Origin of the sequence: Ancylobacter sp. SL191, from assembly GCF_026625645.1 — a bacterium.
GTDB lineage: Bacteria > Pseudomonadota > Alphaproteobacteria > Rhizobiales > Xanthobacteraceae > Ancylobacter.
Genome location: NZ_CP113056.1, coordinates 2,687,199 through 2,702,440, shown reverse-complemented (window position 1 = coordinate 2,702,440; position 15,242 = coordinate 2,687,199). Strand labels below are relative to the sequence as shown.

15 protein-coding genes are annotated in these 15,242 nt (G+C 68.4%); 12 read left to right on the top strand and 3 right to left on the bottom strand.

Annotated features, from left to right (window positions below):
* Nucleotides 1-81 precede the first annotated feature (81 nt).
* Both prmB and blaOXA read left to right on the top strand, forming a co-directional pair.
* Nucleotides 82-1,026 (top strand): 50S ribosomal protein L3 N(5)-glutamine methyltransferase, encoded by a 945-nt coding sequence (gene prmB / locus OU996_RS12340; protein ID WP_267581913.1) that lies wholly within the window; start codon nucleotides 82-84, stop codon nucleotides 1,024-1,026.
* Nucleotides 1,027-1,216: 190 nt separating this feature from the next.
* A complete protein-coding gene (gene blaOXA, locus OU996_RS12335) occupies nucleotides 1,217-2,023 on the top strand; it encodes a class D beta-lactamase (RefSeq protein WP_420712763.1) in 807 nt (268 codons plus the stop codon).
* 233 nt (nucleotides 2,024-2,256) lie between these two features.
* On the opposite strand, the gene OU996_RS12330 is transcribed toward blaOXA, so the two are convergent.
* A complete protein-coding gene (locus tag OU996_RS12330) occupies nucleotides 2,257-3,477 on the bottom strand; it encodes a lytic murein transglycosylase (RefSeq protein WP_267581909.1) in 1,221 nt (406 codons plus the stop codon).
* 114 nt (nucleotides 3,478-3,591) lie between these two features.
* Here OU996_RS12330 and OU996_RS12325 point away from each other — a divergent pair, with 114 nt between their 5' ends.
* Entirely contained in the window at nucleotides 3,592-3,855 is a 264-nt protein-coding gene (locus tag OU996_RS12325) for a type II toxin-antitoxin system ParD family antitoxin (protein WP_267581907.1), read from the top strand.
* Entirely contained in the window at nucleotides 3,852-4,145 is a 294-nt protein-coding gene (locus tag OU996_RS12320) for a type II toxin-antitoxin system RelE/ParE family toxin (RefSeq protein ID WP_267581906.1), read from the top strand. The genes OU996_RS12325 and OU996_RS12320 overlap by 4 nt, the downstream gene beginning before the upstream one ends.
* Nucleotides 4,146-4,152: 7 nt before the next feature.
* Here OU996_RS12320 and ettA read toward each other — a convergent pair whose 3' ends face one another.
* Nucleotides 4,153-5,808: an energy-dependent translational throttle protein EttA gene (ettA, locus tag OU996_RS12315; protein WP_267581905.1), complete on the bottom strand. Its 1,656-nt coding sequence runs from the start codon at nucleotides 5,806-5,808 to the stop codon at nucleotides 4,153-4,155.
* A gap of 313 nt (nucleotides 5,809-6,121) precedes the next feature.
* Here ettA and OU996_RS12310 point away from each other — a divergent pair, with 313 nt between their 5' ends.
* From OU996_RS12310 to OU996_RS12290, 5 genes are all read left to right on the top strand, one after another.
* The gene (locus OU996_RS12310; RefSeq protein ID WP_267581904.1) at nucleotides 6,122-7,108 is read left to right on the top strand and encodes a GGDEF domain-containing protein; all 987 of its coding nucleotides are present in this window, start codon (nucleotides 6,122-6,124) and stop codon (nucleotides 7,106-7,108) included.
* Nucleotides 7,109-7,266: 158 nt separating this feature from the next.
* Complete coding sequence (otsB, locus tag OU996_RS12305) at nucleotides 7,267-8,088, top strand: trehalose-phosphatase (RefSeq protein ID WP_267581903.1); 822 nt, start codon at nucleotides 7,267-7,269, stop codon at nucleotides 8,086-8,088.
* Entirely contained in the window at nucleotides 8,085-9,878 is a 1,794-nt protein-coding gene (locus OU996_RS12300) for a glycoside hydrolase family 15 protein (RefSeq protein WP_267581902.1), read from the top strand. Before otsB ends, OU996_RS12300 begins: the two co-directional genes overlap by 4 nt.
* Nucleotides 9,863-11,245 (top strand): alpha,alpha-trehalose-phosphate synthase (UDP-forming), encoded by a 1,383-nt coding sequence (locus OU996_RS12295; RefSeq protein WP_267581901.1) that lies wholly within the window; start codon nucleotides 9,863-9,865, stop codon nucleotides 11,243-11,245. The genes OU996_RS12300 and OU996_RS12295 overlap by 16 nt, the downstream gene beginning before the upstream one ends.
* Before the next feature lie 79 nt (nucleotides 11,246-11,324).
* On the top strand, nucleotides 11,325-12,362 hold the full coding sequence (locus OU996_RS12290; protein WP_267581900.1) for a GGDEF domain-containing protein: 1,038 nt from the start codon (nucleotides 11,325-11,327) through the stop codon (nucleotides 12,360-12,362).
* A 9-nt stretch (nucleotides 12,363-12,371) separates the two neighbouring features.
* On the opposite strand, the gene OU996_RS12285 is transcribed toward OU996_RS12290, so the two are convergent.
* Nucleotides 12,372-13,283, bottom strand: coding sequence for an aldose 1-epimerase family protein (locus OU996_RS12285; protein ID WP_267581899.1), 912 nt, complete (start codon nucleotides 13,281-13,283; stop codon nucleotides 12,372-12,374).
* Between the two features lie 123 nt (nucleotides 13,284-13,406).
* Here OU996_RS12285 and OU996_RS12280 point away from each other — a divergent pair, with 123 nt between their 5' ends.
* The 3 genes from OU996_RS12280 (at nucleotide 13,407) to OU996_RS12270 (ending at nucleotide 15,219) form a co-directional block, all read left to right on the top strand.
* A complete protein-coding gene (locus OU996_RS12280) occupies nucleotides 13,407-14,735 on the top strand; it encodes an MFS transporter (RefSeq protein ID WP_267581898.1) in 1,329 nt (442 codons plus the stop codon).
* A 68-nt stretch (nucleotides 14,736-14,803) separates the two neighbouring features.
* Complete coding sequence (locus OU996_RS12275; protein ID WP_267581897.1) at nucleotides 14,804-14,983, top strand: DUF1328 family protein; 180 nt, start codon at nucleotides 14,804-14,806, stop codon at nucleotides 14,981-14,983.
* A gap of 104 nt (nucleotides 14,984-15,087) precedes the next feature.
* Complete coding sequence (locus OU996_RS12270; RefSeq protein ID WP_267581895.1) at nucleotides 15,088-15,219, top strand: hypothetical protein; 132 nt, start codon at nucleotides 15,088-15,090, stop codon at nucleotides 15,217-15,219.
* Nucleotides 15,220-15,242: the final 23 nt, after the last annotated feature.

Sequence of the window (15,242 nt, the reverse complement as noted above, 5' to 3'; positions counted from 1 at the left end):
ATGGGGAGACCGGCGCCGGCCGGCGGCCTTGCTTTCCACGGCGGGGCGTGCTGCACCTCAGGGATCGACAGGGAGACGATGATGGCGGCAGCCGACGAGCTCAGGACGGTACGGGATTTCGTGCGCTACGCGGTGAGCCGCTTCAACAAGGCGGAGCTGGCCTTCGGCCATGGCACCACGACGGCGCTCGACGAAGCCGCCTTCATCGTGCTCGAGGCGCTGAGCCTGCCGGTTGATGATCTCACCCCCTGGCTGGACGCCCGCCTCGTCAGCGACGAGCGTGCGCGCCTCGCCGACCTGATCGACCGGCGCTGCGCCACGCGCGAGCCAGCGGCCTATCTGCTCGGGCGCACCTATATTCGCGGCGTGCCGTTCAAGAGCGACAAGCGCGCCATCGTGCCGCGCTCCTTCATCGGCGAGCTGATGGCGGGCGACCTGTTCGCCGGCGGCCACAGCTTCTCGCTGATCGAAGACCCGGATGCGGTCGGCCGGGTGCTGGACCTGTGCACCGGCTCGGGGTGCCTCGCCATTCTCGCCGCCATGACCTTCGACCAGGCGCAGGTCGACGCGGTGGACCTCTCGCCCAAGGCGCTGGAGCTCGCCGCCGAGAATGTCGCCGAGCATGAGCTGGGCGCGCGGGTCAGCCTGATCGAGGGCGATCTGTTCGGGCCGCTGACCGGGCGGCTCTACGACCTCATCATCACCAACCCGCCTTATGTCGACGCGCAGGCCATGGCGAGCCTGCCGCCGGAATACCGGCACGAGCCGTCGCTCGCCTTCGATGGCGGGCCGGACGGGCTCGACATCGTCCGCCGCATCCTCACGGAAGCGCCCAAGCACCTCACCGCCAAGGGCGGCATCGTCTGCGAAATCGGCACCGGCCGGGACATCCTCGAAGCCGAGTTCCCGCATCTGCCCTTCCTCTGGCTCGACACCGAGGACAGCGAGGGCGAGGTGTTCTGGCTCTCCGCCCGCGACCTCGGCGCCGGCAAGGATCTGCGCGTCATCAGCCGCATGCCGCGGTAGCGGCGACGGCGAGACCTCCGCGGTAGCGGCGAAGGCTCGCGCTTGCGCGACGGGAACGGTGGAGGCCGCGTGCCTGCGCCGTCTCTGCCGCTGCGGCACCCGATTGTCGCCACAGGGCGATGGTCTCGTGCCCGCCCTGCTTCACCGGATGTGCCCCGTGACCCGTCACGCCCTGCCTGCCCGCCCCCGCCTGTTCGCCACCGCTCTTGCGGCACTCGCCCTCGCCGGCCTCGCCGCCCCCGCGAAGGCGGCGACGCTCTGCACGCTCATCGCGGAGGCCTCCAGCGGCACGGTGCTGAGCGAGGAAGGGCCGGGCTGCGCCGGGCGCGTGACGCCGGCCTCGACCTTCAAGATCCCGATCGCGCTGATGGGCTATGATGCCGGCATCCTCACCGATGCGCACGCGCCCGTCTGGTCGTTCAAGCCGGGCTTCGCCGACTGGCGCGCGGAGTGGAAGCGCGACACCGACCCGAGCTACTGGATGAAGGAATCCGTCGTCTGGTACTCGCAGGAGATCACCGGCAAGCTCGGCACGCAGCGCTTCCGGCGCTACGTGACCGGCTTCGGCTACGGCAATGAGGATGTCTCGGGCACGAGGGGAAAGGAGGACGGGCTGACCCGGTCCTGGCTCTCTACCTCGCTCGCCATCTCCCCGCGCGAGCAGGCGGCCTTCCTCGGGCGGATGCTGCGTGGCGACTTGCCGGTGTCGCCGCAGGCGGTGGCGATGACCGCCGCGATCATCCGCTTTGGCGAGGTCGGCGGCTGGACGGTGCACGGCAAGACCGGCATGGGCTTCGGGCTCGATGCCAAGGGAGCCCCCGTGCGCGGCCAGCCCTATGGCTGGTATGTCGGCTGGGCGAGCAAACAGGGCCGCACGCTGATCTTTGCCCGCCTCGACCGCGATGCCACCCGGCAGGAGACGCCCACCAGCGTGCGCGCCCGCGACGCGCTGCTCAGCACGCTGCCGGCCACGCTCGACGCGCTGGCGGGGAAGTAGGGGCGCGGCAGCCCACCGTTTCCCGGCCCAGCGGAGCCGAAGGCGAAGCGCCGCGCCGGGATCCAGGGGAGACTCCGCCGCAGGCGTCAGCATTGGCGGTCGTCACACGCTGCGCGTGGGAGGGTGAGCGGTCGGGGACGCCACAGGAATTCAGCCGCTACGCGAGTCTTCCGCTGGATCCCGGCTCGCCTTCCGCTGACGCTACAGGCGTCCGGGACACGCGGGACCGTCCCCTACCCGCCCTTCCTCATATGGGCGAGCACCGCCGCGTCCGGCCAGCAATCCACCGGCAGGCCCTTCGCCTTCTGATAGGCGCCGAGCGCCGAGCGGGTCTTCATGCCGGCCTTGCCGTCGATCTTGTCGGCGTAGAAGCCCTCGCGCGTCAGCACCTTCTGCATGAATTCGAGATCGGCGGTCTTCACCAGCGCGATGTCCTTCCAGCCCTGCGCGAAGGGCTTGTCGTCCTCGATGCGATCGGCGAGGTGGCCGACATAGAGCACGTAGAGATCGGCGAAGTTGTAGCTCTTCAGCACGAAATAATTGTCGGGCGTCAGGAAGGCCGGCCCATAGGGCCCGGCGGGCATGATGATCGAGGCCTCGTCCTTCAGCGCGGCGGGCGGCACGCGGCGGCCATCGGCGATCCTCACCCCGCGCTTCAGCCACTCGCCGATGGGAAGCCGCGTCTCGGGCTCGGCCAGCGTGCAGTCGAAGCCCTGAGGCACCGTGATTTCATAGGCCCAGCGCTTGCCGGGCTGCCAGCCCTTCTCCTTGAGCAGGCTCGCCGTGGCAGCGAGCGCCTCCGGCACATCAGTCCAGATATTGGCGGTGCCGTCGCCGTCGAGATCGACGCCATAGGTCAGATAGCCGGTCGGCATGAACTGGGTGAGGCCCATGGCGCCGGCCCAGGAGCTCTTCATCTGCGCGCGCGCCACATGACCCTCGTCGAGGATCTTCAGCGCGGCGAGGAATTCGGCGCGGAACTCGTCCTTGCGGCGGCCGACATAGGCCTGCGTCGCCAGCACGCGCAACGCGTCGCGGTCGAGCTTGGCCCCGCCATAGGAGGTCTCGCGCGCCCAGATGGCGAGCAGGATCGGGCCCGGCACGCCGAAACGCTTTTCCAGCGCGGCAAGCTGCGGGCCATATTGCCTGGCCAGCGCCCGGCCGCGCGCGGCATAGGTGGCGATGGCCTTGTCGGAGACATAGGTGGCGGGCGTCTGGACGAACTCGGCCTGCCGGTCCGGCGCCTTCGGCTTGCCGGGCAGAGCGAGGTCGGGCAGCGAGAGGTCCGGCTCCAGCCCGCGCGTTTCGCGCTCGAAGGTGGCGCGGGAAATCCCCATCGCCTGCGCCGCCGGCCACTGCGCCGCCAGCCAGCGGTCGAAGGCGGGGTCGGCATGGGCGGAAGTGGAGGCGAGAACCGCCAGCCCGGCGATCAGCATCATGCGGATGTGCGTCATGGCACCTAACTAGCCGATCCGGCGCCGCCCGCACCACCCGACCACGACACCGCCGCGCAGATTTGATTCGATAACTGTTATTGGCGGGATAGACTGACGCAAACGGAGGACGCCATGGCGATCAGTGCCGAACTCGGCCCGCAGCTTGAGACCTATGTGAACCGGCTCGTGTCCTCGGGCCGCTACCATTCCAAAAGCGAGGTGCTGCGCGAGGGCGTGCGGCTATTGCAGGAGCGCGAGCTGCGCGTGGCGACGCTGGAGGCAGCGCTGGCGCGGGGGCTGGAAGAAGCACAGGCCGGCCGGGCCTCGCCCGCCGCCGATGTGCTCGGGCGGCTCGAAGCGAAATACGCGGCGATGGTCGACACGACCGACGAATGATCGTCCTCATCACGGCGCAGGCCGAGGCCGATCTGGAACGCATCGGCGACCACATCGCCGCCGACAGCCCCGCGCGCGCCCTCGCCTTCGTGCGGGAACTGCGCGCCCATGCCGCGCGCATCGGGGCGACACCGGAGGCCTACCCGCTGGTGCCGCGTTTCGCGGCGGCGGGCATCCGCCGCTGTGTGCACGGCAATTATCTGATCTTCTTCCGGGTCGAGGCGGACGCCGTGCAGATCATTCACATCCTGCACGGCGCCATGGATTACGAGCCTCTGCTCATCCCGTGATAAGCGATCAGCGCGTCAGCTTCTTGTGCTTCATCCGGTGCGGGATGATCTCGTCGACGCCGAGGCGGCGCTTCTTGTCTTCCTCATAGTCGTGGAAGTTGCCCTCGAACCATTCGACATGGCCCTCGCCCTCGAAGGCGAGCATGTGGGTGGCGATGCGGTCGAGGAAGAAGCGGTCATGCGAGATGATGACCGCGCAGCCGGCGAAATCTTCCAGCGCCTCTTCCAGCGCGCGCAGCGTCTCGACGTCGAGATCGTTGGTCGGCTCGTCGAGCAGGAGGACGTTGGCGCCCTGCTGGAGGATACGGGCGAGATGCACGCGGTTGCGCTCACCGCCCGAGAGCATGTTGACCTTCTTCTGCTGGTCGCCGCCCTTGAAGTTGAAGGCACCGCAATAGGCACGCGAGTTGATCTCGCGCTTGCCGAGATAGAGCACCTCATTGCCGCCGGAGATTTCCTCCCAGACGGTCTTGCGGTCATCCAGCGCGTCGCGGTTCTGGTCGACATAGCCGAGCTGCACGCTGTCGCCGACGGTGATGGTGCCGGCATCGGGCGTCTCCAGCCCGTTGATCATGCGGAACAGCGTGGTCTTGCCCGCGCCGTTCGGCCCGATGACGCCGACAATGCCGCCCGGCGGCAGCTTGAAGGACAAATTGTCGATCAGCAGCTTGTCGCCGAACGACTTGGTGAGGCCGTTGAACTCGATGACGTTGTTGCCGAGGCGCTCGGACACCGGGATGACGATCTGCGCGGTGGTCGGCGCCTTCTCGGAGGCCTTCTTGACCAGATCGTCATAGCGCTGGATACGCGCCTTGTTCTTGGCCTGGCGGGCCTTGGGGCTCGCCGCGATCCATTCCTGCTCGGCGGCCAGCGCGCGCTGGCGGGCCTCGTCCTCGCGATTCTCCTGCTGCATGCGCTTGGTCTTCTGCGCCAGCCAGGAGGAATAGTTGCCCTCATAGGGGATGCCGCGGCCGCGATCGAGCTCGAGGATCCAGCCGGTCACATTGTCGAGGAAGTAGCGGTCATGGGTAACGATCAGGATCGCGCCCGGATAGTTGCGCAGATGGCCTTCGAGCCAGTTGGTGGTCTCGGCGTCGAGATGATTGGTCGGCTCGTCGAGCAGCAGCAGTTCCGGCTGCGAGAGCAGGAGCTGGCACAGCGCGACGCGGCGGCGCTCGCCGCCCGAGAGCTTGGCGACGTCGGAGCCCTCTTCCGGGCAGCCGAGCGCGTCCATCGCCTGGTCGATCTTGCTGTCGAGATCCCACAGGCCCTGGCCTTCGATCTCGTCCTGGAGCGCGGTCATCTCGTCCGCGGTCTCTTCGGAATAGTTCATGGCGAGTTCGTTGTAGCGGTCGATGATCGCCTTCTGCTTGGCGACGCCGAGCATGACGTTCTCGCGCACCGAGAGGGTCGGGTCGAGCTGCGGCTCCTGCGGCAGGTAGCCGACGCGGGCGCCTTCGGCGACCCAGGCCTCGCCGGAGAAATCCTTGTCGATGCCGGCCATGATCTTGAGCAGCGTCGACTTACCCGAGCCGTTCGGGCCGAGAATGCCGATCTTGGCCGTCGGGTAGAAGGACAGGTGAACGTTGTCGAGCACCTTCTTGCCGCCCGGATAGGCCTTGGACATGCCGTGCATGTGGTAGACGTACTGATAGGAAGCCATGTGCCAGATCCTGAGCGTGTGGCGCGTGGGGGACGCGCGGCGCCTTCCGGCGACGGGCCCTGCGACGAGATGAATTGGGTCGGCCGCTATGTAAACTGCGCGCCCGCGAGCGGCAAGGCCGCAGGCGCGCCCGGCTCGTTCGCCACGCCGGGGCGGCAAGCGGCGGCGCGTGACGGTCCGCCGACCGGCACCACCTTTCCCTACGGCCATGGATAGAAAGCGTGGTGCCCTTGACACGCATCAATTGCAGCGCGGTTACCACCTGCTATAGTTAACGCCCCTTCATTCATTCCTCCTTCTCATGTCCGGCGGTATGCTCGCGCACATCTCGGCCGAAGACCTCCGACGCATCTATCTGGACTTCCCGATCGCCTCCTGCGTCATCGGGCGGGACGGGCGCGTGCTCGCGCATAATCGCGAGTTCGCCGATGTGGTGCCGACGCCCGGCGGCGATGTGGCCGGACGCTATGTCGCCGATGTCTTCGGGGCCATCGTTATGGAGGCCGCCGAGCGTACCTTTGGCGCCTTCGATCAGGGCGCGCAGGAACCGCAGCAGGAAATCGGCCTGTTCGGCCGCGTCTTCATCGTCGCCGTCCGCCCCCTGCGCGACGCGGCAGGGGCGGTGACTGCGATCTGCGCCGCGCTCACCGAGATCACCGAGCAGAAGCGGCTGGAGACGCGGCTGGAGAGCGCCAACCGGGAATTGCAGGCGGCCAATCGCCGGCTTGCCGAGGCCGCCTCGACCGACGCGCTGACCGGCCTGTGGAACCGCCACGCGCTGGAGGAACTGCTGCCGCGCGAAATCCTGCGCTGCCGGCGCGAAAAGGCGCCGCTCTCCGTGCTCCTCGTCGATATCGACGACTTCAAGAAGTACAATGACCGCTACGGCCATCTTGCCGGCGACGACACGCTGCACGCGGTGGCCCAGGTGATGGAGGGCGTGCTGCGCCGTCCCGGCGATATGATCGCCCGCTTCGGCGGCGAGGAATTCATCGTCGTGCTGCCCGGCACCGCCGCGGCCGGCGCCATCAAGGTGGCGGAGAGCCTGCACAAGGCGGTGGAGGCGCTCGATATCGAGCATGCCAGCATTCCCGGCGCCCGTCTGTCCATCAGTGTCGGCGCGGCCTGCCTGTCGCTCATTCCGCCCAACACCGCTCTTGACGAGATCCGCTCCGTGCTGATCGAGCGGGCCGATCAGGCGCTCTACGCGGTGAAGGCCGAAGGCGGGCGCGGCATCCGCCTGCATTGGGACGGCGGCTCGCTGCCATCCTCCGATGGACAGCTCCTGCCGGCGCGCTGAGCCCCGCGCGCGCTTTACCGCCGCACTTCCGCAATTGGTATTGGAACGCCGCCGCCGCTCGCGCGTTGTCGAGGGCGATCACGCCCGCCGGCGCCCTCGCGCGCGCTCGGCGTGGCGGGAGTTCAAGGCGGGCGCACAGCCCGGTATCAGGAAACGGAATGCACACGCTCCCCCAGGCCAAGGGACCAGTTCCCGATCTTCCCGAGACGTCGCCTGCCCCGACAAGCCTCCCCCCTGCCCCCGCCCCGCGCCCCGACTGGGCTCTGTTCCTCGATATTGACGGCACGCTGATCGAGCATGCTGACCACCCGGAAGGCGTGACCATCCCGATCTCGCTGCCGGATACGCTGGCGCGGCTGCAAATGGCGCTCGGCGGGGCGGTGGCACTGGTCTCCGGCCGCACCATCGACTGGATGGACCGGCGCTTCGCTCCGACCCGGCTCGCCGCCTCCGGCCAGCATGGCGCGGAAATCCGCCTCGCGCCCGATGCGCCTTCGGTCCCGATCACCATACCGAAATGGCGCAAGCCGCTGGAGCAGGCGCTCGACCGGGAACTCGCGACCTGGCCGGGCGTGTTCGTCGAGCACAAGCCGCTGTCGCTCGCCGTGCATTTCCGCGCCGTGCCGCAATGGTCGGACGCGATCATGGACAAGGTGGTGGAGCTCGGTCGCGGGCTCGATCCGGGCGTCGAGTTCCTCAAGGGTCGCTTCGTCATCGAGGTCCGCCCCGCCGGGCACACCAAGGGCACGGCGGTCGACCAGTTCATGCGCACCACCATCTTCGCCGGGCGCGTGCCGATTTTCCTCGGCGACGACGTGACGGATGAGGACGGCTTCCGCGCCGTGCGCGCGGCCGGGGGCCTCGCCGTCGCCATCGGCCCACGCGCCACCGCGCAGGCCGACCACCATTTCGCCACGCCGGCCGATGTCCGGCGCTGGCTTGAGCAGATCCCGCAGACGCTGGAGCGCGCCGCCCCGTGACCAATCTGAACCTCGCCGCCATCGGCAACGGCACCATCTCCGCGCTTGTCGATCCGAACGGGCGTCTCGCCTGGTGCTGCTGGCCGCGTATCGATGGCGACCCCATCTTCTCCTCCATGCTCGGCGGCACCGAGCCGGAAGCCGGCTTCTTCGACGTACAGCTCGACGGGCAGGTGACGGCGACGCGCCGCTACCAGCGCAACACCGCCATCATCGAGACCATTCTGGAGAACGCGGACGGGGCGAAGCTGCGCATCACCGACTTCGCGCCGCGCTTCAAGCTCTATGACCGCATCTACCGCCCGGCCATGCTGGTGCGGCGGATCGAACCGATCGCCGGCACCTGCCGCGTCACCATTCGCCTGCGCCCGCATTTCAACTGGGGTGAGCAGCGCCCGGTGGCGGTGCGCGGCTCCAACCATATGCGCTTCGCCGGCGAGGACTTCACCGTCCGCGCCACCACCGATCTGCCCATCGTCTATGTGATGGAGGAGCGCCCCTTCGTGCTCAGCAAGGCCGGCACGCTGGTGCTGGGGCCGGACGAGCCCTTCGCCTCCAGCCTCGCCGAGACTGCGCACGCCTTCGAGGAGAAGACCCGCGATTATTGGTGGGAATGGGTGCGCTACCTCTCCATTCCCTTCGAGTGGCAGGACGCGGTGATCCGCGCCGCCATCTCGCTGAAGCTGTGCGCCTATGAGGAGACCGGCGGCATCGTCGCCGCGCTCACCACCTCGATCCCCGAGGCGCCGCACTCGATCCGCAATTGGGACTACCGGCACTGCTGGCTGCGCGATTCCTACTTCACCGTGCGGGCGCTGAACCTTCTCGGCGCCACCCGCACCATGGAGGACTATATCCGCTATTTGACCACGGTGATCGCCGCCGAGCCCTCCGGCCGACTGGCGCCGGTCTATTCCATCGTGCCCGGCACGCCGCTGGAGGAACGCTTCGCCCCGGCGCTGGCAGGCTTCTCCGGCATGGGGCCGGTGCGCGTCGGCAACCAGGCGGCCGAGCAGGTGCAGAATGACGGCTATGGCCATGTCGTGCTCGCCGCCGCGCAGATGTTCTTCGACGAGCGCCTGCCCAATAAGGGCGACCGGGCGCTGTTCGAGCTCTTGGAGGGCGTCGGCGCCAAGGCGGTGGAGTTCGCCTTCGAGCCTGATGCCGGCCTGTGGGAGCTGCGCGGCAAAAGGCGCGTCCATACCTTCTCGGCGGTGATGAGCTGGGCCGCCTGTGATCGGCTCGCCCGCATCGCCCGCGTGCTGGAGCTGCCCGAACGGGTCCAGTTCTGGCTGGAGCGGCGCAACGAGATCCGCGCCCGCATCCTCACCTTCGCCTGGAGCGAGGCCCATAACAGCTTCGTCGACGCGGAGGAGGACGGCCAGCTCGACGCCAGCCTGCTGCTGCTCGCCGAACTCGGCTTCGTGCGCCCGGACGATCCGCGCTATGTCGCGACGGTGGAGGCGATCGGCCGCGAGCTGATGCGCAACGGCTACCTGATGCGCTACGCCGGCGAGGACGATTTCGGCCTGCCGGAGACCTCCTTCACCATCTGCTCCTTCTGGTACGCCGGGGCGCTCGACCTGATCGGCCGGCGGGACGAGGCGCGCGAGCTGTTCAACAACCTGCTCGCCCGCCGCAACGAGGCGGGGCTGCTGTCAGAAGACATCGACAACCAGACGCTGGAGCTGTGGGGCAACATTCCGCAGACCTATTCGATGGTCGGCCTGATCGACATGGCCATGCGGCTCTCGAAGACATGGGAGGAAGCGTTTTGGCGCGGCTCGTAGTCGTCTCCAACCGCGTGGCCTCGCCGCGCGAGCGCGCGGCCAAGGCGGGCGGTCTGGCGGTCGCCCTGCGCGAGGCGCTGAGCCAGCGCGGCGGCCTGTGGTTCGGCTGGAGCGGGGAAACGCAAGTGAACCCGCCCCCGCCCAAGGTGTTCCGCTCCGGGCGCGTGACCTATGCGCTGCAGGATCTCGACCCCGACGACCAGCGCGCCCACTATGCCGGCTATGCCAATGGAACGCTCTGGCCGCTCTGCCACTACCGGCTCGGCCTGCTCTCCTTCCGCCGCTCGGACTGGGAGGGCTATCGCCGGGTCAACGAGCATTTCGCCCGTTCGCTGCTGCCGCTGCTGAAGCCGGACGACATCATCTGGGTGCACGATTATCACTTCATTCCGCTGGCAGCCGAGCTGCGCAAGCTCGGCTTCACGGGGCGGATCGGCTATTTCCACCACATCCCCTGGCCGACGCCCGAGGTGTTCCTCAGCCTGCCCTCGCATGCCGCGCTGGTGGGCGACCTGTCGCATTACGATCTCGTCGGGCTGCAGACCGAGGATGATGTGCGCGCGCTGCTCACCTACATCTCCTCGGAAGCCCATGGCTGGATCGCGCCGGGCGGCGGCGTGGGCCTCAACGACCGGCGCTTCCGCGTCGTCGCCTACCCGATCGGCATCGACGCCGAGGCCTTTGTGAAGGATGCTCGTGCCTCGGTCGGCAAGGAGGAGGAAAAGCGCCTCAAGGCAAGCCTTGCCGGGCGGGCGCTGGCGGTCGGCGTCGACCGGCTCGACTATTCCAAGGGCCTGCCGGGCAAGTTCGCCGCCTTTGGCGATTTCCTCGCCCGCTATCCCGAGCACCGCTCGAAGATGACGCTGATGCAGATCGCCCCGCTCAGCCGCGCCGAGGTCGCCGAGTATCAGGCGCTGCGCCGCGAGCTGGAGGAGCTGGGCGGCGCCATCAATGGCGAATATGCCGAGTTCGACTGGGTGCCGCTGCGCTATCTCAACCGTCCTTTCCAGCGCGCCACCCTCGCCGCGATCTACCGCAACGCCCGGCTCGGCATCGTCACGCCACTACGCGACGGCATGAACCTCGTCGCCAAGGAATATGTCGCGGCGCAGGATCCGGAGAATCCCGGCGTGCTGGTGCTCTCGCGCTTCGCCGGCGCGGCGCATGAGCTCTCCGGCGCGCTGCTGGTGAACCCCTATGACGTGGAAGGCATGGCGGATGCGTTCCACCGCGCCTTCACCATGCCGGTCGAGGAGCGGCGCGAACGCTGGCGCGCCAATATGGACCAGGTGGCGAAGACCACGATCCATAGCTGGTGCGAGGATTTCCTCGCCGACTTATCACAGGTGCCCGACCATTTCGGCTGAGCGGGGAAGGATGTAAAAGGGGTCGGATGGCGCGCCGCCCGGCCCGGTATGCGCGCGCGCCTCACTCGGAGCATCGTGCATGTGGCGGACTCCCGCGCCTCCGTCGAACGAGACGCAGCGCCTGCGGGCCCTCGAGGCCTGCAGCATCATGGATTCGCCGCCCGATCCGCGTTTCGACCGCATCGCCTGGCTGGCGCGCCACATCTACCAGTGCGACCTCGCCTTCATCAGCTTCATCGACGCCCAGACCCAATGGATCAAGGCCTCGGCCGGCCAGCCGACGCAGGCCAGCCGACCGCGCGAGCAATCGATCTGCCAGTTGATCATTTCCCAAGGGCAAGCCCTGGTCTCGCGCGATATTTCCAGCGATCCGCGTTTCGCGGGGCATCCCCAGCTCGACGGTCCTCGCATCGGCTTCTATGCGGGCGTTCCGCTGTTGCTCGACGACCGGCTGCCGGTCGGCTCGCTCTGCGTGCTCAGCGCCGCGCCGCATATGCTGGGCGCGATCGACATCGAGCCTCTGCGCGTGCTCGCCACCATCGCCGCCGACGAGGTGGAGCTGTTCCGCCGCAATGAGGAACTGACGCGCCATTCGCGCATCGACCCGCTGACGGGCCTGGAGAACCGCCGCGCCTTCGACGAGGGACTTGCCCGCGCCGCCAGCCGCTCCCAGCGCACCGGCGAGCCGCTGGCTCTGGTGATGATGGACCTCGACGGCTTCAAGGATGTGAATGACCGCTTCGGCCACCCCGCCGGCGACGCACTGCTGCGCCAGGTGGGCGCCGCCCTCGCCGCGATGGAGCGGCGGGCCGGCGACGTGCTCGCCCGCTATGGCGGCGAGGAATTCGGCCTGATCCTGCCCGGCGCCGATGCCCGCGCCGCGCAGAAAGTGGCCGAGCGCCTGCACGCGACCCTCGGCAATGCCGGCATCCGCCGGCCGGACCGCCGCCGGCTCACCGCCAGCATCGGCGTCGCCCACCAGCATGCCAGCGTGCTGGACATCGACCGGCTGGTGGCCTCGGCCGATGCCGCGCTCTATCGCGCCAAGCAGGAAGGCCGCGACCGGATCGCCACGGCGGGCGAGCCGCTGGCCGGCGAGCAGCCGCGATCGGCGTGAAGCCCGCGCCTAGCGGCCGACATCCGGCAGCCAGCGCACCGCCATGGCGAAACTCTTCGAGCCGCCGGGCGGGATGTGACTGAGGCCGGGCTTCCGGGTGAACTCGGCCGGCGCGTTCTCGGGCGAGGCATAGCCCGACCACGGCTCGATGCACAGGAAGGGCGCGCCCGGCTTCGACCAGATGCCGAGCTGCTCCATGACGGGATAGGCGATCTCAAGTCCCGGTTCGCCCGGCACGCCGAAGCGCACATGGTGCGAGCGCGGGTGCAGGAAGATCAGCGCGTCGCGCGCGAACAGCGCGTCGGTCGGCGTCAGCACCGTGTCGATGGCCGGGTTGGGCTCGGAAGCCGCCGCGAGCAGCCCGCCGACCGGGCGATGCACCGGCTCCACCTCCGCCTTCTCGAACACCAGCCGGTGGTCCGCCCGCGTGCCGCCATAGGGCAAGGGCCAGCGGAAGGCCGGGTGAAAGCCGACGCTCGCCGGCAGCGTCACCGTGCCGGGATTGGCCACCACCACCTTGATGGTCAGCGTCGCCTCCTCCAGCGTGTAGGTGACCATCAGCGTGAAATCGAACGGGTATTGCTTGCGCGTCTCCTCATCCGGCCGCAGCGAGAACTGCGCCTGCGCGCCGCTGTGGTCGATCAGCTCGAACACCCGGCGGCGGGCGAAGCCGTGCTGGCTCATCGGATAGGCCGTGCCCTCATGCACGAGCTGGTCGTTCGGCAACCGCCCGACAATGGGAAAGAGCAGCGGCGCCCGCCCGGTCCAGAAGGCGGCGTCGCCATCCCACAGCAGGTCGCGCCCCTGCGCGTCCTTCAGGCTCTGCATCTCCGCCCCGAGCCGGGCGATCTCGACGCTCAGGAAGCTCGAGTGGAGTTTCACCGGCTGGTCGCTCGCAGAACCGCTACCTTGATTGCTCATTGCTGCACGCTCGCCTTTTCGCTGTCTCGACTTGAGGGCGGAACGGGAATACGGGAAGAAGGATAAAGGCTTGATTCCAGCCGGAATCGCTTCCCCGTTTGCCCGCTCACCGCCGGTCCCATCATGGCCCAGACTCTCGGCCCTGTCGCCGCGCTCCTGCTCGGCGTGTTCTTTCTGGTTACCGGCAGCGGCCTGCAGAACACGCTGCTCCCGCTGCGCGGCGCCTTTGAGGGCTTCAGCGCCATCAATCTCGGCATATTGGGCTCGAGCTATTATCTCGGCTTCGTCATTGGCTGCCTCGCCGTACCGCACCTCGTGCGCCGCTCCGGCCATATCCGCGCCTTCGCCGCCCTGACCTCGGGCGTGGTGGCGGCGATGATGGGCCATCTCATCATTATCGACCCCTTCGTCTGGTTCGGGCTGCGCGCCATCACCGGCTTCTGTTTCGCCGGGCTCTATCTCGTCATCGAGAGCTGGCTGAACGACCGCGCCACCAACCAGACGCGCGGCTTCGTCATGAGCGCCTATGTGATGGTGGACTATGCCGCGCTCACCGCCGGGCAGATGATGATCACGCTCTACCCGGTACGTGGCTTCGAGCTGTTCGCGCTCGCTGCCATCCTGTTCTCCATCGCCACCCTGCCGGTGGTGATGTCCAATGCAGGCCAGCCCGCGCCGATCGAGACCGCCCGCATCCGCCCGCTGCGCCTGTTCCGCGCCGCGCCTGTGGCGATGGTGGGCTGCTTCGTCATCGGCCTGACCAATGGCTCGCTCTGGTCGCTCGGGCCGATCTTCGGCATTGGCCGGGGCCTCACCGCCGATGGCGCGGCGACCTTCATGAGCGCGGTCGTCGTCGCGGGCGCCGTGGCGCAATGGCCGGTCGGCTTCTTCTCGGACCGCACCGACCGCCGGCGCATCCTTGCCGGGCTCATGGTGGGCGCCATGCTCGCCGGGCTGGCGCTTGGCATGTTCGATTTCGGCCTGCTCGGCCTGTGCCTGCTCGGCCTGTTCTACGGCGCGCTGTCGCTGCCGGCCTATTCGCTCGCCGCCGCCCATGCCTATGACCGCACCCCCGCCTCGCAGGCGGTGGAGACGGCGGCGGGCCTCCTGCTGCTCTATGGCATCGGCTCGGTGGTCGGCCCGGCGCTCGCCTCCTACGGCATGCAGCATTACGGGCCGGGCTCGCTGTTCTATTTCACCGCCGCCTCGCACACGCTGCTGCTGCTGTTCGTGGTCTGGCGCATGTGCTGCCGCGAGACGCCGGCCGGCACGGTCCACGCGGCCGTCGACGAGGCGAGCGCCGCCTCCGCCATCACCGGCACGGTGCCGCAGCCCGAGGACGACACGGCGGAAACGCCGGCCGCTGCCCCGGATCGCCGGGCGCAGATGCGCCGGTCGAGCGACGCTGACAGCTTCCCCACCGAGCAAGACGGGCGCTCGGACGGCGGCTGAGGCGCGGCGGAACCGGGAACCTTGCCGCCGGTACGCCGTTCATGGCGTGAGGTCGCAGGGATCCCGCCATGTTCAAATACGCCGTCATCTTTCTCATCATCTCGATCATCGCCGGCGCCATCGGCATGACCAATGTGTCCGCTCTGGCGCGCCGGCTGTCACTGATCCTGTTCGGTCTGTTCTTCCTGATCTTCATCGCCCTCATCGGCCTCGCCTTGCTGGTCGATCAGGCGATCACCACGCCCTGAGCCTTCCGCAAGGGGAGGAAACACGTGCCGCCTTTGACGTAGCGCAAAGCCGGCGCGGCGGCGGGCGCCTAGCGTTGGCTCATCCAACGATGGGGAGAACGCCAATGCCCATGGAGACCGTGCTTTTTCTCGCCTTCACGCTGCTCGCCTTCGGCGGCTTCGCCGGCACGCTGGCCTATGTCGACATCTCGACCAAGGCCACCCGCCGCCATAACCACCCGCTTCCGGGCGAATGAGCCCGAGCTGAAACTTTCGGTCA